At 57.7% G+C, this 19,495-nt stretch carries 22 protein-coding genes and 2 tRNA genes; 11 read left to right on the top strand and 13 right to left on the bottom strand.

Translation table 11 applies throughout. The features are described from left to right. Positions 1 to 50 precede the first annotated feature (50 nt). Complete coding sequence (locus LN415_00830) at positions 51 to 1,304, top strand: phosphoglycerate kinase (GenBank protein MCJ2555643.1); 1,254 nt, start codon at positions 51 to 53, stop codon at positions 1,302 to 1,304. On the opposite strand, the gene LN415_00825 is transcribed toward LN415_00830, so the two are convergent. The 3 genes from LN415_00825 to LN415_00815 form a co-directional block, all read right to left on the bottom strand. Beyond that, positions 1,304 to 1,376: transfer RNA gene (locus LN415_00825), tRNA-Thr, on the bottom strand. The genes LN415_00830 and LN415_00825 overlap by 1 nt on opposite strands. A gap of 34 nt (positions 1,377 to 1,410) precedes the next feature. Beyond that, positions 1,411 to 2,676, bottom strand: a complete 1,266-nt coding sequence (gene thiC, locus LN415_00820; protein ID MCJ2555642.1) for a phosphomethylpyrimidine synthase ThiC — start codon at positions 2,674 to 2,676, stop codon at positions 1,411 to 1,413. A 107-nt stretch (positions 2,677 to 2,783) separates the two neighbouring features. Further along, complete coding sequence (locus LN415_00815; GenBank protein MCJ2555641.1) at positions 2,784 to 3,032, bottom strand: hypothetical protein; 249 nt, start codon at positions 3,030 to 3,032, stop codon at positions 2,784 to 2,786. A gap of 235 nt (positions 3,033 to 3,267) precedes the next feature. Between LN415_00815 and LN415_00810 the strand changes: the two genes are divergently transcribed. The 6 genes from LN415_00810 (at position 3,268) to LN415_00785 (ending at position 9,624) form a co-directional block, all read left to right on the top strand. Further along, positions 3,268 to 4,374: an amidohydrolase family protein gene (locus LN415_00810; protein MCJ2555640.1), complete on the top strand. Its 1,107-nt coding sequence runs from the start codon at positions 3,268 to 3,270 to the stop codon at positions 4,372 to 4,374. Then, positions 4,371 to 5,210, top strand: coding sequence for a CBS domain-containing protein (locus LN415_00805; GenBank protein ID MCJ2555639.1), 840 nt, complete (start codon positions 4,371 to 4,373; stop codon positions 5,208 to 5,210). The genes LN415_00810 and LN415_00805 overlap by 4 nt, the downstream gene beginning before the upstream one ends. A gap of 10 nt (positions 5,211 to 5,220) precedes the next feature. Beyond that, complete coding sequence (locus tag LN415_00800; protein ID MCJ2555638.1) at positions 5,221 to 6,693, top strand: glycine--tRNA ligase; 1,473 nt, start codon at positions 5,221 to 5,223, stop codon at positions 6,691 to 6,693. 144 nt (positions 6,694 to 6,837) lie between these two features. After that, positions 6,838 to 8,664 carry a DUF11 domain-containing protein gene (locus LN415_00795; GenBank protein ID MCJ2555637.1) on the top strand — a complete coding sequence of 609 codons (1,827 nt, stop codon included), beginning with the start codon at positions 6,838 to 6,840 and terminating at the stop codon, positions 8,662 to 8,664. 19 nt (positions 8,665 to 8,683) lie between these two features. Next, a complete protein-coding gene (locus tag LN415_00790) occupies positions 8,684 to 9,250 on the top strand; it encodes a hypothetical protein (protein ID MCJ2555636.1) in 567 nt (188 codons plus the stop codon). A gap of 86 nt (positions 9,251 to 9,336) precedes the next feature. Then, positions 9,337 to 9,624 carry a hypothetical protein gene (locus tag LN415_00785; protein ID MCJ2555635.1) on the top strand — a complete coding sequence of 96 codons (288 nt, stop codon included), beginning with the start codon at positions 9,337 to 9,339 and terminating at the stop codon, positions 9,622 to 9,624. Here LN415_00785 and LN415_00780 read toward each other — a convergent pair. The 8 genes from LN415_00780 to LN415_00745 all read right to left on the bottom strand — a co-directional run bounded on the left by LN415_00780 (position 9,603) and on the right by LN415_00745 (position 15,769). Then, on the bottom strand, positions 9,603 to 11,135 hold the full coding sequence (locus LN415_00780; protein ID MCJ2555634.1) for a tRNA uridine(34) 5-carboxymethylaminomethyl modification radical SAM/GNAT enzyme Elp3: 1,533 nt from the start codon (positions 11,133 to 11,135) through the stop codon (positions 9,603 to 9,605). The genes LN415_00785 and LN415_00780 overlap by 22 nt on opposite strands. 41 nt (positions 11,136 to 11,176) lie before the next feature. Continuing rightward, entirely contained in the window at positions 11,177 to 11,485 is a 309-nt protein-coding gene (locus LN415_00775; protein MCJ2555633.1) for a transcriptional regulator, read from the bottom strand. 9 nt (positions 11,486 to 11,494) lie between these two features. Continuing rightward, positions 11,495 to 11,773 carry a hypothetical protein gene (locus LN415_00770; protein ID MCJ2555632.1) on the bottom strand — a complete coding sequence of 93 codons (279 nt, stop codon included), beginning with the start codon at positions 11,771 to 11,773 and terminating at the stop codon, positions 11,495 to 11,497. 5 nt (positions 11,774 to 11,778) lie between these two features. Beyond that, positions 11,779 to 12,222: a helix-turn-helix domain-containing protein gene (locus tag LN415_00765; GenBank protein MCJ2555631.1), complete on the bottom strand. Its 444-nt coding sequence runs from the start codon at positions 12,220 to 12,222 to the stop codon at positions 11,779 to 11,781. A 63-nt stretch (positions 12,223 to 12,285) separates the two neighbouring features. Then, on the bottom strand, positions 12,286 to 13,938 hold the full coding sequence (locus LN415_00760) for a hypothetical protein (protein ID MCJ2555630.1): 1,653 nt from the start codon (positions 13,936 to 13,938) through the stop codon (positions 12,286 to 12,288). A gap of 51 nt (positions 13,939 to 13,989) precedes the next feature. After that, complete coding sequence (locus tag LN415_00755; GenBank protein MCJ2555629.1) at positions 13,990 to 14,340, bottom strand: cupin domain-containing protein; 351 nt, start codon at positions 14,338 to 14,340, stop codon at positions 13,990 to 13,992. A 19-nt stretch (positions 14,341 to 14,359) separates the two neighbouring features. Next, positions 14,360 to 14,444 (bottom strand) — tRNA-Leu (locus LN415_00750). Positions 14,445 to 14,482: 38 nt separating this feature from the next. After that, positions 14,483 to 15,769: a cyclic 2,3-diphosphoglycerate synthase gene (locus tag LN415_00745; GenBank protein ID MCJ2555628.1), complete on the bottom strand. Its 1,287-nt coding sequence runs from the start codon at positions 15,767 to 15,769 to the stop codon at positions 14,483 to 14,485. A gap of 104 nt (positions 15,770 to 15,873) precedes the next feature. Here LN415_00745 and LN415_00740 point away from each other — a divergent pair, with 104 nt between their 5' ends. Both LN415_00740 and LN415_00735 read left to right on the top strand, forming a co-directional pair. Beyond that, positions 15,874 to 16,359 carry an NAD(P)H-dependent oxidoreductase gene (locus LN415_00740; protein ID MCJ2555627.1) on the top strand — a complete coding sequence of 162 codons (486 nt, stop codon included), beginning with the start codon at positions 15,874 to 15,876 and terminating at the stop codon, positions 16,357 to 16,359. A gap of 26 nt (positions 16,360 to 16,385) precedes the next feature. Further along, entirely contained in the window at positions 16,386 to 16,877 is a 492-nt protein-coding gene (locus LN415_00735) for a hypothetical protein (protein MCJ2555626.1), read from the top strand. A 27-nt stretch (positions 16,878 to 16,904) separates the two neighbouring features. On the opposite strand, the gene LN415_00730 is transcribed toward LN415_00735, so the two are convergent. After that, entirely contained in the window at positions 16,905 to 17,237 is a 333-nt protein-coding gene (locus LN415_00730) for a hypothetical protein (GenBank protein ID MCJ2555625.1), read from the bottom strand. A gap of 217 nt (positions 17,238 to 17,454) precedes the next feature. Here LN415_00730 and LN415_00725 point away from each other — a divergent pair, with 217 nt between their 5' ends. Continuing rightward, a complete protein-coding gene (locus LN415_00725; protein ID MCJ2555624.1) occupies positions 17,455 to 17,760 on the top strand; it encodes a hypothetical protein in 306 nt (101 codons plus the stop codon). Between the two features lie 104 nt (positions 17,761 to 17,864). Further along, positions 17,865 to 18,329 (top strand): hypothetical protein, encoded by a 465-nt coding sequence (locus LN415_00720; GenBank protein ID MCJ2555623.1) that lies wholly within the window; start codon positions 17,865 to 17,867, stop codon positions 18,327 to 18,329. Positions 18,330 to 18,795: 466 nt separating this feature from the next. Here LN415_00720 and LN415_00715 read toward each other — a convergent pair whose 3' ends face one another. Next, on the bottom strand, positions 18,796 to 19,365 hold the full coding sequence (locus LN415_00715; GenBank protein ID MCJ2555622.1) for an ATP-binding cassette domain-containing protein: 570 nt from the start codon (positions 19,363 to 19,365) through the stop codon (positions 18,796 to 18,798). Between the last annotated feature and the right edge of the window lie 130 nt (positions 19,366 to 19,495).

Below are 19,495 nucleotides of genomic sequence, written 5' to 3'. Positions count from 1 at the left end.
CCGTCCAAGTCGAAAGAGATATCTATCCGTAGTCCTCTCAGACGTGCGTCATGGGAGAGGAGTTCCTCACTCTGGATGACTTCAATCTGAAAGGCAAATCTGTTCTTGTGAGGGTCGACATCAACTCGCCGATTGACCCCTCCAGCGGGAGAATACTGAACGATTCTAGGATAAGGAGCCACGTCGAGACGCTGCAGGACCTTAAGGAGTCGAGGACGGTGATAATCGCGCACCAGAGCCGACCGGGCAAGGCGGATTTCACGACGCTCAAGGCCCATGCGGACAGGCTGTCCTATCTAATGGCGAGGCGGGTCGGATACATCGACAGTCTCTTCGGTTCCAAGGCCATCGAGGCGATCAAGAACATGCACATCGGGGACATGCTGATCCTTGAGAACACACGGATGTTCTCGGAGGAGATAATCCTCCAGAATCGGACCCTTGCGAAGCAGAGCCGATCACACATAGTGAGGAGTCTCGCGCCGCACATGGACTTCTTCGTCCACGATGCCTTTGCCGCGGCGCACCGGTCCCAGCCTTCGCTCGTTGGGTTCTCCGAGGTCCTGACGACGATTGCGGGAAGGGTGATGGAGAAGGAGCTCGACGCGCTGGATCGCTTCTTGGGAGGCGTTCAGAGACCGAACGCTGCCATTCTGGGCGGCGTCAAGGCCGATGACTCCATTGACATAGCACGGAACCTCCTCGAGAGGGACGTGGCAGACAAGGTTCTCACGACGGGGATGGTGGGGAATCTCTTCCTCATCGCCAGCGGTGTGGATGTTGGCGAGGCTAACCTGGACCTCGTGAGGAAGGAGATCGAGAACTACGAGAGCGTCCTGGATGAGGCGAGGAATCTGTTGGGGAAGTTCAAAGGGAACATCGAGATCCCGCAGGACGTCGTCGTGAACCATCACGGGAAGAGGAAGGGCATGCGCGTGGAGGATCTGCCCTCGGACCAACTGATTTCCGATATAGGCCTTGACACGATCGTCCACTTCGCGGACATCATTGGCCATTCGAAGACCGCCGTGATGAACGGTCCCGCGGGGATCTTCGAGATACCAGAGTTCTCCACAGGCACGTCCGAACTGCTGAGAGCGATGGCGTACTCTGACGCGTACACGATCATCGGGGGCGGCCACACGGTGGCGGCGGCGGAGAACTTCAATGTCGCGGCGAAGATCGACCACGTGAGCACCGGCGGGGGATCGCTGATGGAGTACCTGTCGGGCAAGACGCTCCCAGGGATAGAGGCCCTGAAGAAGTGGAAGAAGCGCTCCTTGTCGTCCTCGGGGAAGTCCTAAGCCACTGGGGGGATTCGAACCCTCGGCCTGCAGTTTACGAGACTGCCGCTCTTCCGGCTGAGCTACAGTGGCACCGCGTTCGAAAGAAGCTCGAATGATTTAAGTCTTATCTAACGTAATCGCTGGCGATCTTTATCGCGCAGACCTCCCCGCACATCGAGCAGACGTCGTCGTCCTTGGGTTTCCTTCTCTGCCTGTACATCTTTGCCTTCTCCGGGTCGACGGCTATGCTCAACATCTTCTCCCAGTCGAGGGCCTTCCTGGCCCGGGCCATCCTGTCGTCCTGCTCCACATTGATCCCTCTGGCGATGTCCGCCACGTGCGCCGCGATCTTGGATGCGATGACTCCCTCCTTGACGTCCTCAACCGTCGGGAGGGACAGATGCTCCGCGGGAGTGACGTAGCACAGATAATCGGCCCCGTGGAAGGCCGCCAGAGCCCCGCCGATCGCGCCAGTGATGTGGTCGTAGCCAGGTGCTATGTCCGTAACGATCGGTCCCAGGACGTAGAAGGGTGCTCCCTCGCATACGGTCTTCTCCACGCGGACGTTCGCCTCTATCTGGTTCAGCGGGACGTGACCAGGGCCTTCGACGATCGTCTGGACACCTTTTTCCCTCGCCCTTTTCACGAGGCCGCCTATTATCAGGAGCTCCTGCAGCTGCGGCGTGTCCGTCGCGTCCGAGATGCAACCGGGCCGGAGACCGTCCCCGAGGCTGAGGGTGAAATCGTATTCCTGGGCCATCTCCACAAGGTAGTCGTAGTTCGAGTAGAACGGATTCTCCTCATCCCTGTGGAGTATCCAAGAAGCGAGAAATGTCCCGCCCCGCGAGACTATGTCCGTGATCCGGGAGGAGCTCTTCACGCTGCTCACGCTGGCCTTTGTCACTCCACAATGGACCGTCATGAAATCGATGCCGTCCTTGGCGTGGAGCTCGACCCCCGAGAACATGTCGTCCTCGGTCATGTCGAGGATCGACCCTTTCTTCGCGGCCTTCAGGGCCGCCTGGTAGATCGGGACCGTGCCGATTGGAACGCGCACCTCCTTGACTATCCTCCTCCTCATTTCGTCTATATCCCCGCCAGTGCTCAGGTCCATTATCGTGTCGGCGCCGTACTTGACCGCCACCGCTGCCTTCTCCAGTTCCTCTTTCATATCGTGATGATCAGCGGACGTGCCAATGTTGGCGTTGATCTTGACAGCGAGACCCTCGCCGATCCCACATGGGTCGGGAGAGTGTACCTGATTGAACGGAATGACGACCCGCCCCGCCGCGACCAGTCTGCGCAGCCGCTCAGCGGGCATGCCCTCCACTTCCGCAACCGCCTCAATCTCGGGTGTGATTCCCTTTCTGGCTCTACGCATCAGGGTCATGTTTCAAGCTATATGGGGTGCGATAATTAAACTTTGGTACAGAAGACTGGATTCCCTCAAATCGCCTGTGACGCGAGGGTTCCTTCGAAGGCCTATTGACGCTTGTCCTAATCTTGGAGCCCAAGATCCCTCATCCCGCTGAGAAGCAGTATTATGCCGCCCTTGTTCTTGGAGTACCTCCTCCATATGCGCGAGTTGGAATCTACGCAACTGGCGGTCTCGACGGCAACCCTGAAGTGGTGTTGCAGGACCACCCTGTGAGAGATCTCGTCTACGTCAACGTTCAGAACTCTCCTGAGAAGTTCCTTCCTCCTCCTTAGCGATGGCGTGTTCGGTGCTGGCCGTACTCTTTCCATGTATGATCCCCTCCCCCGAGGATGGCTTCCAGAGTGCAATTTGGAGTTCCTAATGGTCTGCAAAACCCCCTGCGAACAGCGCTCCAGGTCTCCCCACAGACCTCCCCCTTTGTCTCCGTGATAGCCGCTTTTTTCATTGATTTGGTGGCTATTTAAGCGTATTCGAAGAGGCTATCCACCTTAGAGTTTGCCAAGCTTTAAATCGAGCATTCCCATCCAATCATCGATGAAGTACGTGAGCGGTTGGGTGCTGACCGAGAACGGTCTGAAAGAGGGCAGCATCGGGTTCGAGGACGGTCTTGTCCAGGAGTTCACCGGCCAGAGGGTCAAGGACGCGATCGCCCGAGGGATCGTGATGCCCACGCTCGCAAACGCGCACACGCACATAGGGGATTCATTCATCACGGAGGAGCTACGGGGGACGATCTCCGAGATAGTCGCCCCGCCAAACGGCCTCAAGCACAGGAGGCTGCGGGAGGCTAGGCGGGAGGACGTTGTTGACGCGATGAGACTTACCGCCAAGCGCATGTTCGAGAGCGGGACGACCGCCTTCTTCGACTTCAGGGAGGGCGGACTCGACGGCGTCTCCATGCTCTACGAGTCCTGCCTGGGACTCGATGTCAGACCGGTCGCGTACGGAAGACTGGCTGGGATGAGGTTCGACGGCCGTGAGATGGCCTCGCTCCTCAAGGTCGTCAACGGCATCGGCGTCAGCTCGATGAGCGATTGGGACCGCTCGGAGCTCGAGAAGGTCTCGGAGGCCGCGCGGCGAGAGGGTGTCCCTTTCGCGCTCCACGCGAGCGAGGACAAGCGCGAGGACATCGACCGGATACTGGACTTGAAGCCCAGCTTCCTTGTCCACATGACGTGTGCAACGGACTCCGATCTGGAGGTCTGCGCGAACAACGACGTGCCAGTGGTCATCTGCCCCCGCTCAAATGCCTTCTTCGGAAGACTGATAGACATCCCGAGGATGCTGAGCAAGGGAGTCAGGCTCATGCTGGGAACGGACAATGCGATGATATCGAGCCCCTCGGTCTTGGAGGAGATGAAGTTCGCCTACTACGCGGGCAAACTGAAGGGAGGAATCGGGCTGCTGGATGTCATCGGAATGCTGATCAGCTCCAGAAAAGGTTTAAATGGAGAGGGCGCTTTAGGCTTAACCGTCGGGAAAAAGCCAGATTTCATGGTTCTGGCTCCACAGAGCCACAGTCCACAATTGAAGCATATTCTGAGAGCTTCGGAAGCGGACATTTCGTTGGTTTGCATGGGAGAGAAGACATGGATGAAGCATGGTGTGAGACTCGTCGAAATCGAGGAGACCGAAGGAGGTAACGGATGAGGGTAAAGAACATAATGACAGAAGACCCCATCGTGGTGAAGCTACCCGGGACCAGGACAGAGATACTCAGGATAATGGTCACGAAGAAGCTCACGGGCGTTCCGATCGTCAAGAAGGACGGGACCTACGTGGGGTTCGTCGCCAGGAAGCACATCTTCGCAAGCCCAACGGAAGAACAGCTCGCCCTATTGGTCCAGAAGGACTGGCCAACGACGATCAAGACCGGAAAGGTCGAGGACGTGGCCAGACTCTTCGTGGAGGGTGACATTCATCACATGCCGGTCGTCTCGAAGAAGAAGGTGGTCGGAATGCTCACTCCCGCGGACTTCCTCGAGGCCGTGCAGAAGAAGAACGTGGACACTCCGGTCAGCGAGCTCACCAGATCCCCTTGCGTTCCCGTCTACGAGAAGACTCCCCTGAAAGTGGCGCTCGAGATCATCAAGGTGGCAAAGGTGTTCGCACTTCCCGTCCTCGACAAGACGGGGAAGCTGAGCGGGATCATCACCGACCGGGACATCTTCAACCAGAGCCACATCAACGGGAGCATTGCCATCTCGGACCTGGGCCTGGGAGAGGACGAGGACTCTTGGTCCTGGGACGGCCTCAGGAACGTCATGAAGCTCTACTACGAGGAATCGAAGATCGACCTTCCGAAGATCGATGTCGAAGAGGTCATGGTGAAGAAACCTGTCACGGTGTTCGAGAAGACGGGGGCCGCGGAAGCCGCCAAGATGATGATGATGGAGGACTTCGGTCAGCTCCCGGTGATAGACATGAACGACAGGCTGGTCGCCATGCTCTACGAGCTTGATGTAGTAGCCACTCTTGTCCAATAGAGGGATTCCCTTGCCTGGCAGATACGACGACATCATGTCCTTATCTGTGAGAAAGGGCTTCATCTGGCCAACCGCGGACATATACGGAGGGTTTGGCGGATTCTACGACTACGGCCATCTCGGTGCGGGCCTGAAGAGGAAATGGGAGGACGCCTGGCTCCGCCATTTCGTCAAGTCCGAGGACAACTACTACCTCGTCGACACGACGACCATCCTCCCGTACAGGAGCCTGAAGGCCTCGGGTCACGTTGACCACTTCACCGACGTCATGGCGAAGTGCTCGAATTGCGGGGAGTCCTTTCGCGGGGACCAGCTCCTGGAGGATGCCACCGGTGCCTCCGCAGAGGGCATGTCCCCTGATGACATCGACGCAAAGTTGGGAGAGCTCCGCCTCAAATGCCCGGAGTGCGAGGGCGAGTTCGAGGCCACGGAGCTTTTCAACATGATGTTCCCACTCGCCGTCGGCCCGGCCGGGACGGACGACGCCTTTCTGAGACCGGAGACCGCCCAAGGGGTCTACCTGAACTTCAAGCGGGAGTTCGAGGCCCTGAGAAGGAGGATCCCGATGGGTCTGGCCATCACGGGACGCGCGTTCAGGAACGAGATATCGCCGAGGCAGGGAACGTATCGGATGAGGGAGTTCATCCAGGCCGAGCTGCAGATATTCTTCGACCCGGAGGATGAGGGATTTCCGAGCTCCATGAGCCTCTCCGACTTCGACGGGCTGGGCGTGAGGGTGACCTTCGAGGAGGACAGGGAGAACGTGCAGACACTGAGCTGCCAGGAACTCATGGACAAGGGCCTCCCGTGGTTCTACGTCGCCCACATGGCGAAGGTGCAGAGCTTCTACACGGACCTGCTGGGGTACCCGCCCGAGAAGTTCAGGTTCGCCGAGCTGGGGGAGGACGAGCGGGCCTTCTACAACAAGATACACTTCGACATCCAGATCGACATGGGTTCCCTTGGCGGGTTCAAGGAGGTCGCCGGCGTTCACTACAGGACGGACCACGACCTGAGCGGGCACGAGAAGGAGTCGCACGAGAAGATGAGCGTCTCCAGCGGGGGAAGGCGGTTCATTCCTCACGTGCTCGAGCTGAGCTTCGGTGTCGACAGGAACGTCTGGTCTCTCCTGGACACGTTCTATGAGAAGAACGAGAGGTCCATCTTGAAGCTCCCACCGCCGCTCGCACCGATCGAGGCGGGAGTGTTCCCGCTCCTGTCAAAGGACGGTCTACCGGAGTTGGCGCGGGAGGTCCACACCCGGCTGAGAGAGGAGTTCGACTGCTTCTACGACGCCTCCGGGTCGATAGGGAAGAGGTATGCCAGGATGGATGAGATCGGCACGCCCTACTGCATCACGATCGATCACGATTCGCTGAAGGACAACACCGTGACGGTCAGGGAAAGGGACACGACGGACCAGACCAGGGAGGGAATCGATGCCCTGCCGGACGTCCTTCGAAATCTCCTGAGGACCTTCTGACCTCCGCCGAAAGGAACAGTTATCAAACCTGAAAATCAGAGTCTATGCTTTTAATAGCGGCAGGGGAGATTGAGCTACTGCCCAGGTTAGTCCACATTGGAAAGGGTAGCTGGAATGGCAATGACACTTCGGTCAGGGACAGTGGTGAGGTCTTGCGTTGTCCTCTTTCTCTTAATCCAGCTGTTGTTCTTCTCGCAATTCCTTCAAACATCATCCGGTCAGGACGTCATTTTCGACCACAACGAGATATGGGGGAATGGCACGTACAACATCGTCTCGAAGAGCAACGCGGTTGCCCAGTCCTTCGTGGCATCTAGTCATTACACGCTTACGAAAATCAGTCTGCACGTCAAGGCGACCAAGGTCGCGGACCTGAACGTGACCCTGCAGACGTCCAACTTCGGCCTGCCCTCCGGGGCAGAAATCGGGTATTTCGGCGCGTCCTCATCGCCACCATTGGTCACTCACGAGTGGATGGACTTCCATGCCCTCAACGATATCGACATAGCGGAGAGCACGGAATACTGGATAGTCACTAAATGCCCTGAGGCGAAGCCCAACGGTTACTTGTGGTACACGTCCGACGCGGACGCCTATCCTCAGGGAATGATGGCTGTCGATGACACCGGAGCAGGTCAGGTCTGGTCGCTGAACTCCGCGGACGATGAGATGTTCCGAATCTGGGGATCCCCTCTGAGTTCCACTCTGTATTTCGACATAGTCGTCGACCAGGAGACCGCGGAACCCGGGGACACTCTGAGGTTCACGATGTTCTTCAACAATACTGGCAACGCGGATTCCGCGATGGTGTGGATAAATGACAGCCTTCCATCCGGACTGGGATACCTCAGCGACACGGCCAGCAATCTTCCATTCTATTCCGGAGGATACCGAAACGGGGGTGACCTCCACTACAACTTCACCGATGTGTCGCCTGGCAGCCATTCCTTCGTGCTGAGAGTTGAGGTCAACGAATCGGTTCCCTTGGGTTCTGAGGTGACCAACTGGGCATACATGGACTACACAGATTCCATGGGGTTCTACGTTTCCAGCCTCGGTGACGGGGCAATGTGCAGGATCGAGTATCACGAGCCGAGCATCATCGTGGAGATGGTTGCGGACAAGGAAGAGGTCGAAGGCCAGGACATCGTCACATACACGATCTACTTCAACAACACGGGCACCGGGACGGCGAATCGGGTCTGGATAAACAACACCATGCCCGTCAACGTGGAGTTCCTCACCTCGAGCCCACCACCCGCGCTGAACGACGGTCGGGACATCCGCTTCGCTTTCGACGACGTAGCTCCGGGCACGCACAGTCTCACCCTGGCGGTGGTGGTTGAGGACGGACTCCCAGGCGACACGACGTTCGTCAACAGCGTTGTACTCAACTACACGAACTCGCGAGACATCCCGCGGGAAGGGTCCTTCGACAGCGTCATCTCGGTGTTGGTCAATGCTGGCTCGGAGGGCGGTGAGGAAACGCCCATTTCATCCTCCCTCATTTTCTCGATTGTCCTCGTCGTTGGTTCGATCTCGGCGGGGGCCACATTCGTGGTGATGAACAGAAGGAAGCCGGTCATAGATGAGGTGTTCTTCCTCCACAGGAGCGGGGAGCTGATAAGGCACTACACGCGACGGATGAAACCCGACGTGGACAGCGACATCCTCAGCGGGATGCTCGTAGCGGTCCAGGACTTCGTCAGCGACACTTTCAAGTTCAGAAAGGGAGAGCTGAACCAGCTCAAGTTCGGAGAGTACCGCATCGCGATCATCCGCTGCAAGAACGCCATCCTGGCGGCAGTGACAGCGGGACCTGAGCCCAAGAAGCTGGAATCCCAGCTACGGGAAGTCTGCAAGGAGATAGAGACCAAGCTCGGGGGCAAGCTTGAGAAGTGGTCTGGAATGCCAGATGAACTGAGTGATGCGGATGATATCGTCAAGAAGCTAATCATAGATAAATACTGAAGAACCAGAGGTCATGTGAATGGCACTATCCGAAGAGGCGTTGGGAATCGCCGTGATAGGCATATTCGCGATACAGGGAATGTGGCTCGCCTTCCTGACATTCATGATGTACAGGAGGCGGAGGACCCAGGAAGCGAAGCTCCGGAGATGGATGGAGAAGCCCACGATCGTTGACGAGATCTTCCTCCTGCACAGGAGCGGGCTGCTGATGAAGCACTATACTCGGAGGCTCAAACCCGATCTGGACACGGATATCCTGAGTGCCATGCTCGTCGCCGTACAGGAGTTCGTGAAGGACTCCTTCAGAGGGGAGAAGGGGACACTGGACGAGCTGAAGTTCGGAGAGCTGAGGATCATCATCGCCAGAGGGAAGAACACGCTGCTGGCGAGCGTTGTCCACGGAGAGCACCCCGAGGACGTGGTCCCACAGCTCAGGATGGCCTTGGAGGACGTCGAGAAGAAGCACGGAAGGGCCCTGGAGAATTGGGGCGGCACGGACCAGGAGATCCACGGTGTGGACGCTATCATGAAGGACCTCATCAAGGGCGAGTACAGGCTACAGGCCTTCGCCGCCGGTGAGCTGTAGGCCTATCGCTTTCGATAATCAGCCGTGACAATCAAGTCTGATTTTCTGATAGTCGTCTTAATCTGCCTTCAGCGCGATTCTGACGCATGGTGACTCAACTCACAGACACAGACCTGTACAGGATTCTGCAGGCCTGCGCGGCAAGGCTCAGGGAGAATCCAGATGACGTTGAAGCCCTTTTCTTCATCGGAGCCATCTACGCCAGAATAGGGAGGCTTCGAGCTTCGATGATGTACCTCGACAGGTTGTCGAGTCTCGACGAGGACTACCCCGGGATATGGAGGCTCAAGGCCGGCATCTTCAAGAGGCTGGGCGACGAGGACCTCATGTCGGCGTGCCTGAGGAAGGATGATCAGAGCAACTTGCCCATGTAGGGTCCAGATCTGGAGAATCCGAGCTTTTCGTAGTACTTGCGCGTCCCCACACCGCTTGTCACGTGGAGGCGGTCCGATCCCCATTCATCCTTGGCGATTCTCTCGCATTCATCCAGGAGGAGCGCCCCGATCCCCTGGTGTTGCCACCTTCTGCCGGGCCTTTCGCTCAAGGGCACGAGCTCTCCCAGCACCCTGAGCTCCCTGAGCCTCGCGATGTCTCCGCAATCCCTCAGCCGCGCGTAACCGAAGAGGGCCTCCCCAGCCTCGAATGAGAGGAACGCCTCCTGGCGAGCAGACGCCTCGTATTCCCTCCGGACGAGCTCGGCATTCTCGACCGAGATGTCATCACTGCTCTCGATCCGACCCGCTTCCCTGCACCTGATGCAGTTGCACTTCTTCCCCTGCTCCAAGAGGAGCTGCTTGGCGAGCTGCCGCAAGTGGCCCTTTCTCGCGCCCGCCTCCGTCAGCGGGATGGGGATGTCCCTTTGTATGCGCTGGATCCTCACCCAGTGCGGTGTCATGCTCTTGATTCTGGCGATCAGCTCGGCAACCGTCTGCGTGTCGTAAGGCTCGAACTCGCCGTTCTTCCACATCGTGTATAGGCCGGTTCCCTTGACGACCGCGGTCGGATAGATCTTCAACATGTCCGGTCTGTAGGCGGGGTCCTCGAACACTTCCCTGAACGTCCCCACATCGTCTTCAGGAGTCATTCCCGGTAGACCCGGCATGAGATGATAGCAGACCTTCAGACCGGCGTCCTTGGCGCGCCTGGTGGCCTCTACGACCTCCTTGATCCCGTGTCCGCGACTCACACGGCGCAGGACCTCCTCGTTGGTCGTCTGGACGCCGAGCTCGACCCGCGTGACGCCGTACGACAGAGCCCGCTCGACATCGCTATCGAGGAAGCAGTCAGGCCTCGTCTCTATTGTCAGGCCGATGCACCTGTTCCCCGCGGTCTCGTTCCTCTCCTGCGCCTCTTCCAGGTTCGAGGAGAGGTCATCGTTGAGCCCGTCGAAGCACCCTTTGATGAAATCCTTCTGATATTCCTCATCGAAGGCTGTGAATGTCCCTCCCATGACTATGAGATCGACCTTATCCGTCGAATGGCCCACGTTCCCCAGCTGCCGGACCCTGTCCCGCACCTGTCGGAAGGGATCATAGGTATGGCGGGCGGCTCGAAGTGCGGCTGGCTCCTTTCCCGTGTAGGACTGCGGTGTCCCGCTCTCCACGCCGCCGGGGCAGTACAGGCACTTCCCGTGCGGGCACAGGCCGGGCTTTGTCATCACTGCGACGACCGCCACGCCCGAGAGCGTTCTCTGGGGCTTCTTGACCAGCAGGTGCCGGAGGTCCTCGACGCTTGTCTTAGGGACCCTGGAGAGTATCTCGGAGCTCCTCGGAAGGCCCGACACGGAGTGCTCCTTGCAGAGAGCGATCTTCGCCCGCTGAAGCTCCTCCCTGGTCTGTATCTCCCCGCTCAGGAGCAGACCGACCAGCTCATCGACTATGTCCACGGGTTCGCATCGAGGACTCGGTATAAATGGACTGCGGAGACCTACTGGAACATGATCCCGTCGTAGTCCTCTCCCTTTTTCCTTCCCCCCTTGCGCTTGAACCTCTTCTTCTGGCTGGCCTTCCTCCCCACGAACACGAAGTCCGAGCGGAGAAGCCTGATGAAGGTCGTGTCGGGAAGCTCCTCCAGCTCGACTATCCCTCTCATGACGAACTTCTTCAGGACGAGGTCCAGCTTGACCTCGGATATCTTGAGCTCCCACTTCAGATCCTTCAAGGTGACCGGATACGCTTCGAGAAGGATGCGCAGGACTCTCTCCTCGAGCGTGCCCTGCTCGATCTCGATGACCACGAGGAGACCTCAGATGTACATGGCATCTGGCTTTGTGGCTTCCTCTTCCTTTTCAGCGCTTTCGATGACGTCGATCGCCAGTATCATGTGCGTCGGCACGATTCTCATGCGGCCCGCCGACTCCTTGTGGGATTCGTCCAGCTCCAGGCAGATCCCCTCATCGTGGCCGATCGCCGCGTAGCCCTTGAATATCCCGTGGGTAACGAGCGGTTTCTCCCGAGTCTCCAATGACACGACCCTGTACTTCGAGCCCTTCGTAAGGATAAACGTTTCTTCATTTTCCTTCAACCATCTCACCTCCTCTCTTTGGCTAGCTTTCCCATGTGTTCCACCGTCGTTCTGTAGTTCTCCATCGCGACATCGACATGCGCCTCGACGAAGTTCCATGCCTTCTCGAGATTCCCGTACCGGATGCGGTAGCCCTTCCTCTCCTCCTTCCCGTCCTTGACGGCCATTTCCTCCAGCAGGTCCATGTACTTCAGCTTGTTCAAGTGCCTGTATATCGTGGGCTTCGTGGTCTTCAGCTTCACGGACAGCTGCTCAGCGGTCCAGCCCTTCTCGGGCCGTTTCAGAAGACAGTCAACGAAGAGCCGGTATGGGATGCTCCTCTTCGCCGACTTCGAATCATAGCCCTTCGGGAGGAATCCTATCTGCCCCAGGAATAGCGTTGCGACCTCGTCGAGATTCTTCAGCGGCGTCAAAGGTGTGTTGCTGACGACAGAGATCTCAAAGGACATGCTAGCAAGTATACGCTTTAACTAATTAACCCTTTTGGACGATATGTTTAGCCAAATACTATACTAGGATGATATCCAGTCTCTCAGGTTGCGCTCCCACATCTGCCTCGGTGCGAAGCCCAGGGAGCACGCGTACGTGTTGAAATCGACCATGTCCTTGCCCGCCTCGCGTACCGACTCCTGTATCCTCCTCAGGCTCTGCCCGACTACCGAGTACACGGGAGCGTAGCCGACCATGGACTGGAAGATGAATATCTGGTTGAATATCGTCTTCTTCATGATTCCCGTCCTCTTGTGCGCCCATTCGACGAAGTCCGTCAGGCTCGTCTTGCCCATGTTGATCCTCGAGTCGGAGATCGCCCTCAGGAACCTGACTATCCGCCACTTGTAGACCTCAAACTCGACCTCCAGCAACCAGGTGTCGAAGTTGCCGTACTTCCTGACCATGTTCATGAACCTCTCTTCCGCTGGCGAGAGCGGTGTCTTCTCCACCAGTTCCTTGAGAAGGAGCAGCGACTCCAGCTCCCTGTTGAAGGATATGCCGTCGCTCACCGCCAGACCGAACGTCGTGTGCAGTCCTTCCAGGAGCCCGGGGTTCGCGGCGAACCGCGTTGTGGAGTTCGAGTAGTTCACGCAGTGGCCGAACTCCTCGTGGACGATCGTCTGGAACAGCATCGGCGACCCCGTGGAGGGGGACCTCTTCTCGTCCGTCGAGACGAAGAATATGTTGAACGGCTTGTCCGATAGCTCGCCGAAGGTGCTCATCGCCGCCGTCGGGATGAAGCTGATCAGGTAGGGCGGCGTCTCCATCAGGCGAGTCTCGTAGTTGGGCGTTATCCTCACCAGCCGCTCCTCCATCAGCGGTGTGATGTTCTTGCGGAAGTCGTTCACGAAGCCCAGGATCTCGGACTTCTTGATCGCCCGCCTCTCCTCGACCTCCTTCTCGACCGTCTCTGTCGACGCGTCGCAGCCATAACTGTCCGCCAGCTGCTCCGTGACGGCCTTGAGATGCGGAAGCTCCTCGTCCAGCCATCCCATGGCGTTGTCCGCGAACTCGTCCGGCGACTCGGGGAAGTCGTACCTGTCCCTCATGATCTGCGGGTAGACGTCCTTCCTGCCAGCGTCCCCGCCGATGTCCTTGAGGATGGGGAATATCTCCTCGAAGTCGCACTCGTTGATCCCTTCCACATCGAACGCCGCGCGGTAGCTGTCGGCCTTCTTCCTCAGCCCCTGCAGCTTGGCCGTGAGCGTCTGGTCGGTCGTCTCCGTCATCACGGTGTCGATCATCTTGTTGAGCCCCATGCACTTGCCGCACACAGAGATCAGCACTTCGGCGGACCAGTCCTCCCGCGAGAGACGCTCCCTGGCCGCGTCGAGCGACTCGGCGATCGTCTCCGTGAGCGATATCATGTGAGAGGGCACAACGCCCTCCACGATGAGATGCCTGAAGTACGCCCACAGGCCCTCGTCCGGCGTCTGGTAGGGTTCCTCGAATAGGAGCCCGACCTCCAGGTTCCTTGCGAAGGCCTCCTCGATCGGGTCCGTGGCCCTCTCCCTCGCCGTCCTCAACGAGGAAACCATCTCGTCGATGTTCTCCTGGCTCGGGACGAACATCCTCCCCGCATACTCATCCAGCCCCGCCGCGTAGGTCCGCGCAGGTGCTCTCTCCTTCCATGCCTCAAAAATCGCAGCTTCAGACTCGCTCTTCGGCTTCAAGTTCTCCCCTCACAGGGGATAGCCCGTTCCCGCTTAAGAGTTGTGGCTCTCTCACCGGAACAGGGTCAGAAGGAAGACCAGGTCGGATTCCGCATTGACGGCATGGATCTGCCCGGCGGGCATGTATATCCAGACGCCCTCTTTGGCGGGGTGCTCGTCCTGGTCGAGCCTGACCGTGCCACTCCCGCGGAGGACGTGAATCACGGCGGGCATGGCGGCGGTGTGCTCGGAGAGCGACTGCCCGCCCGACATGCAGAACAGCACGACCTTCGACTTCGGGGTGTCCAGGATCGTCTTACTCACGATGCCGTCATCTGCGAACTCGATCGAGGACGCGATATCGGAGACCAAGTATTGTTCCGTCATTATGACCGAAGGGGAGAAGTCAAGTCGGAATATCAATCTGACCCTTCGAGAGGAGTGCGAGGGCGAGGATTTGAACCCCGGAACCACTTCTGGAACAGATCTTGAGTCTGTCGCCTTTGACCAGTCTTGGCTACCCTCGCTTTTGCGTGATAATTGCGTACTCTCGATAAAAACCTAACTAGAAGTCGTCCAAGATGTCATCTAGGTTGGGCCGTCCGATCTCCAGCAGCTCGTACCTCACCCGCACGACCGGCTTGTTGACGGTGAGTATCCGTTTGAGGTCGATGGGCGTCCCGCTCACGACGACGTCGCAGTCAGCGGAGTTTATCGTCTCCTCCAGCTCCTTGATCTGCTGGTCCGTGTAGCCCATGGCGGGCAGGAGATTGCCCAGGTGCGGGTACTTCTTGAGCGTCTCCTTTATGGACCCGACCGCGTGCGGTCTCGGGTCGACCATCTCGGAGGCGCCGAACCGCTTCGCCGCGATCGTGCCCGCCCCGTACTCCATGTCACCGTGCGTCACCGTCGGGCCGTCCTCGATGACGAGTACCCGCTTCTTGTGGATGGGTTCCGTGTCACGCACCGTTATCGGAGAGGCCGCCTCGATCAGGACAGCGTCCGGGTTCAGTCGTCTCACGTTCTCCTTCACGCGCTCGACGTCGTCCGGCTTGGCCGTCTCCACCTTGTTCACTATGATGACATCGGCCATCAGGACGTTCGCCTCGCCGGGGTGGTAGCCCACCTCGTCCCCCGCCCTGTGCGGGTCCGTGAGCACGATCTGCAGCTTGGGCTTGTAGAACGGCGTATCGTTGTTCCCGCCGTCCCAGACTATGATCTCGGCCTCCTTCTCCGCCTCCCGCAGGATCTTTTCGTAGTCCACTCCCGCAAAGACCACTATCCCGCGGTCGATGTGTGGCTCGTACTCCTCCCTCTCCTCGATCGTCGTGTCGTGCTTGTCCAGGTCCTCGTACGTCTCGAACCTCTGGACCGCTTGCTCCTCCAGGTCGCCGTAGGGCATGGGGTGCCTGATGACCACGACCTTCCTGCCCTTGTCGAGGAGTATCTGCGTTATCTTGCGCGTCGTCTGGCTCTTCCCCGCTCCCGTCCGAACAGCGCAGACGGAGATAATGGGCACTTTGGACTCGATCATGCTCTTCTTCGTCCCCATGAGCACGAAGTCCGCTCCGTTGGCGGTCGCGATCGAGGCCTTGTGCATGACGACCTCGTGCGGGACGTCGCTATAGGCGAACACGACCTCGTCGACATCGTGTTCTCTCATGAGCTTTCGCAGGTCCTCCTCCGGATGGATGGGTATGCCTTCAGGGTAGAGCTTCCCCGCGAGAGAGGGCGGGTACTTCCGATCCACGATGTCCGGGATCTGCGCTGCCGTGAACGCCACGACCTCGTAGTCCTCGTTGTCCCTGAAGTTGTAGTTGAAAAGGCAGAAATCCCTTCCTGCCGCCCCCATTATGATGACCTTCTTGCGCACGGGAATCCCTATGTGGGAATGGGCGCACGGTATTTCTCTTTTCCTCAGGGAGTATCATATACGCCCGCTCATTTCCCATCAGCATGGTCAAGATTCTAGTAGGCTATTACTCCAATAGCGGGAACACGAAGGCGATGGCCGAGGCCGTCGCTGAGGGGGCAAGGTCCGAGGGAGCCGACGTCGACCTGAAGAGCGTTGAGGACGTGGACATGGAAGAGCTTCTCGGCTACGATGCGATCGTGCTCGGTTCGCCCACCTACTACGGCGTCATGGCCGCCGATGTGAAGGACCTCATCGACCGGAGCGTGACGCACCACGGAGACCTGGAGGGCAAGGTCGGCGGGGCGTTCTCCTCGAGCGCTCATATCGGAGGCGGCAACGAGACCACGATCCTCTCGATACTCCAGGCTCTGCTCATTCACGGGATGGTCGTTCCTGGCGTGGCCAATGGGAACCACTACGGCCCGGTCTCGATCGGGAAGCCCAGCGATGATGTGAAGGCGGAGTGCACGAGCTACGGTGCCAGGATCGCGCGGCTGGCGGAGAGGACGTCCGCAAAGACCATATGATGGGAACACGCTGAAGTATCACTGATATGGAGAGGGAGCACGAGAGGGCAGTCCGGCACAGGATCGGAGCCATGCTGGTCATTCTGGCTCTTGTTCTGGCGCTCGCGAGCTTGGGTCTGCTCATCTACTACGCGACCCTCCCGCCTCCGCCGGGACCTCACTGCGGCTATGGTGATCATGCAAGTGCTCGCCTCCAGGCGACAGAGACCTTGGCGGGCTACAGGTTTGAGATTTCAAGCATTAGCAGGAACGTGCCGCTGGACTGCTTCAAGGTGGTGGTCATCAAGAACGGGGCACTACTCTTTCCCGACCTTCCGACGAACGTCACTGAGGGCGTCATGGGAGTGATCCAGGGAGGCGAGAACCTCAACTTCACGGACTCGGACGGAAATGGCAGGCTCACGGTGGGAGACTACTTCACTCTGGAGAGACTGGACCCCGATACTTACTACGAAGTCATGCTCCTCTGGGCATCAAGCAACAACGTGATTGAGGTCGAGACGGCCCAAACACCGTAGGCTCGATGTGCGAAGCGGGTCATCGTCTCATGTTATGAAGCCACACCGTCCGAATACCAGCGCGAAGACGAGGGCCACGCAGAGGGAGAAGAACGCAGAGGCGGCGAAGAAACGAATCCTCATGCTGCGGAGATAGTAGCTGGCCATGAGCAGCGCCAGGACTTCGAGACCCGCCATCGTGACCACTGCTGAAGTGATGATGGACCTCAGAGCCTGGTGACTCGCGTAAATGCAATTGCTATCCAAGAGCAGCATGAGTGGGAGGATCACGACCGCGGTCAGGAACAGGATGAGTGAGGCAAGCCGAGCCACCCCTTCGAAGTGAGCCCTCCACTTCCTCTCCATTGGTTTGGGTACCATTCTCCTGCCACATATCCTTTTGCTCCAATGAAGGCAACGCCCGCGTCGAACGAGAGTGTCGCCCTCGCAAAGGAGCTTGGCGAGTTCCGTGCTTGGACCTCCAATGAATGGCTCGAGGCTGTGAAGAGTCTTCCGCTGATACAAACCAGCGCACCGATTAGCACTTGCGGCAACACACATAAAAGGTCATACGCACTATACAGAACTAGGCAGGCCGATGAGGACCGAAGTGGACGAGATAGAATGGAAGAGGAAGATCGCGCTGTTCGTTCTATTGTCCCTGATGATCTGGGTATCCCTGTTCGCCTTCTTCTACGGCGTGTTCATGATCGCCGAGTACATCGTCTACAACAGCTGGACGGCCCAGCAGATCCTGGACGTGAAGTGGGCGTTCTCCCTGATGTTCTCGATCCTGTTCTCCGTGACGGCCTGGATCTCCGGCGTCTATGAAATGATCGAGAAGTACCTGGACCGGAAGAACCTCCTCAGAGCCTTGCGTCTGGAGAAGGAAAGGCGGTCGTGAGCGCCAGGGGGGATGGTGATGTCGTGGTTCATAGGGAAGTGCGACATTGGTCTTATGTACTGAATACGATTTCCTCTGGAAGCCATCTTGTGGAGGTATGCTCTGTGGATTCCGAGGACCTGCAACTGGAAGTTCCGAAGAACCCAACGATGAAAGCGCGACAGCTCATCTCGTTGGGCTACGGCGTTGGTTCCACGATTGCGCTACTTCTCATCAGGCCCCTTTGGCAACCATATGTGTTCATTGCTGGATTCGTCTCTCTCATGGCCGTATGGCTTGTCGTCTACCATAATTGGAGAATATCCAGGTTCGAATTGAGAACCGCCATTCCCCTCCATGTAGGCACATTCATGATCCCTTTCATGCCACTTGCGACTGGAGCCCTTTCGTTTTCGTGGCCGGCAGGAATACTCGTTTATGGTGTCATTGTTGCCGCACTGGGAGTCGTCTCCATTCCGATGATTGTCAAGGACCGCAAGTTCGGACTACTGGCCACATCCGGTCTGCTGATCGCATTGGGAATACTGCTCGTGGTTCTCGCAAGATTGTTTGGATTTCGAGTAACCTAAGACTCCGTGCTGGAAAAGGTTGGAACATAGTCTGGAAGAAAGGTCAGACTCCATATTGAACTACGGCATTTTGGCTCTGTTTCTTTGGCTGGCGTCCCCCGCCTTCGTCGGGGCGGGTGCTCGATTCGTTGATGGTCGATGGTGTGCCATGCTTTTATTCATTCTAAATTGTATTCGATATTCTCGGTTGCCATAATCAGGAGATTGACTTTTCAGGTATCGAATCTTCTAATACACTTTTCCAATGGTCATATGCCTTACGAACATTCGACCCATAATGCAACTTCTTACCCGAGCTGAGGATTACCCATAAATCAGCAGAAATCAATCCTTTCTTAAGGAACATGTCGCCAGTTTCATCCTCCGTTTAGGATATGGCGCGATGGAGAATTTCAATTTTCCATGGGTTCATATCGAGGAGATTCACGATGAAGGCAAAGAGAATCGCTCGCAGGAATGGGAGAGATTATGCTGCATTCCTCCTGTTCTTGCGCCGCTCGGTTGTTTCGTTCCGCTTCATAGGCACTAGTCTTCCGGTCTCCAGCGCCCAGCGGAAATTGCTAAACTCATCCTCTGATATCTCCACGATGTCTCCAGGAACGTATCGTCGCCCGGTGTACCAGTCCGTGAACTTCTTGTCCACCACGTATTTTACCACCGCTTCGACCTGCTCATCCAACCTTCCGCTCGTTACCTGTGCGCGATAGTTTGTGTAATTGCCGCTAAACAACTCCAGTTTCCCACTCCTGAAGCTGAGGATTTTGTTGGCCACCGAATCCAGGAAGTACCTGTCGTGGGAGACGATGCACGCTGTCCCCTTGTAGCTGTTGATCGCGGCAGCGACCACCTGTTGCGCCGGTATGTCCAGATGGTTTGTCGGTTCGTCGAGAAGCAGGAGGCTCAACGGTGATAGGACAAGCTTCAGTATCGACAGCCTAGCCTTCTCGCCCCCAGAGAGTTTCTTGACCTGTTGCTGGACCATATCCCCCTTGAACAGGAACCTCCCCAACAGGGCCTTTGCGTCGAATTCGTGCATCGTGCTGTCGAGCGATTGGAGCTCCTGGATAGGGTCATTTTCCGGGTCCAGGGAAAGGTGCCCTTGATCAAAGTACCCGGGCTTGATTACCTTGCTGAGGGTCAGACTGCCACCAGTGGGCCACACCTCG

The organism is Candidatus Thermoplasmatota archaeon, from assembly GCA_022848865.1.
In the GTDB taxonomy this organism is placed as follows: Archaea; Thermoplasmatota; Thermoplasmata; order RBG-16-68-12; family JAGMCJ01; genus JAGMCJ01.
Note: the sequence above shows the minus strand (reverse complement) of the source record. Positions and strands in the feature narration are given on the sequence as shown.

Bases quoted from the DNA above. Each gene is read 5' to 3' on its own strand.
- LN415_00735 (MCJ2555626.1), top strand. From the start codon at position 16,386: ATGGAGAGGGAGCACGAGAGGGCAGTCCGGCACAGGATCGGAGCCATG.
- LN415_00765 (MCJ2555631.1), bottom strand. From the start codon at position 12,222: ATGTCCTTTGAGATCTCTGTCGTCAGCAACACACCTTTGACGCCGCTG.
- LN415_00725 (MCJ2555624.1), top strand. From the start codon at position 17,455: ATGAGGACCGAAGTGGACGAGATAGAATGGAAGAGGAAGATCGCGCTG.
- LN415_00815 (MCJ2555641.1), bottom strand. From the start codon at position 3,032: ATGGAAAGAGTACGGCCAGCACCGAACACGCCATCGCTAAGGAGGAGG.
- LN415_00715 (MCJ2555622.1), bottom strand. From the start codon at position 19,365: ATGCACGAATTCGACGCAAAGGCCCTGTTGGGGAGGTTCCTGTTCAAG.
- LN415_00740 (MCJ2555627.1), top strand. From the start codon at position 15,874: ATGGTCAAGATTCTAGTAGGCTATTACTCCAATAGCGGGAACACGAAG.
- LN415_00745 (MCJ2555628.1), bottom strand. From the start codon at position 15,769: ATGGGGGCGGCAGGAAGGGATTTCTGCCTTTTCAACTACAACTTCAGG.
- LN415_00830 (MCJ2555643.1), top strand. From the start codon at position 51: ATGGGAGAGGAGTTCCTCACTCTGGATGACTTCAATCTGAAAGGCAAA.
- LN415_00805 (MCJ2555639.1), top strand. From the start codon at position 4,371: ATGAGGGTAAAGAACATAATGACAGAAGACCCCATCGTGGTGAAGCTA.
- LN415_00785 (MCJ2555635.1), top strand. From the start codon at position 9,337: ATGGTGACTCAACTCACAGACACAGACCTGTACAGGATTCTGCAGGCC.
- thiC (MCJ2555642.1), bottom strand. From the start codon at position 2,676: ATGACCCTGATGCGTAGAGCCAGAAAGGGAATCACACCCGAGATTGAG.
- LN415_00790 (MCJ2555636.1), top strand. From the start codon at position 8,684: ATGGCACTATCCGAAGAGGCGTTGGGAATCGCCGTGATAGGCATATTC.
- LN415_00730 (MCJ2555625.1), bottom strand. From the start codon at position 17,237: ATGGTACCCAAACCAATGGAGAGGAAGTGGAGGGCTCACTTCGAAGGG.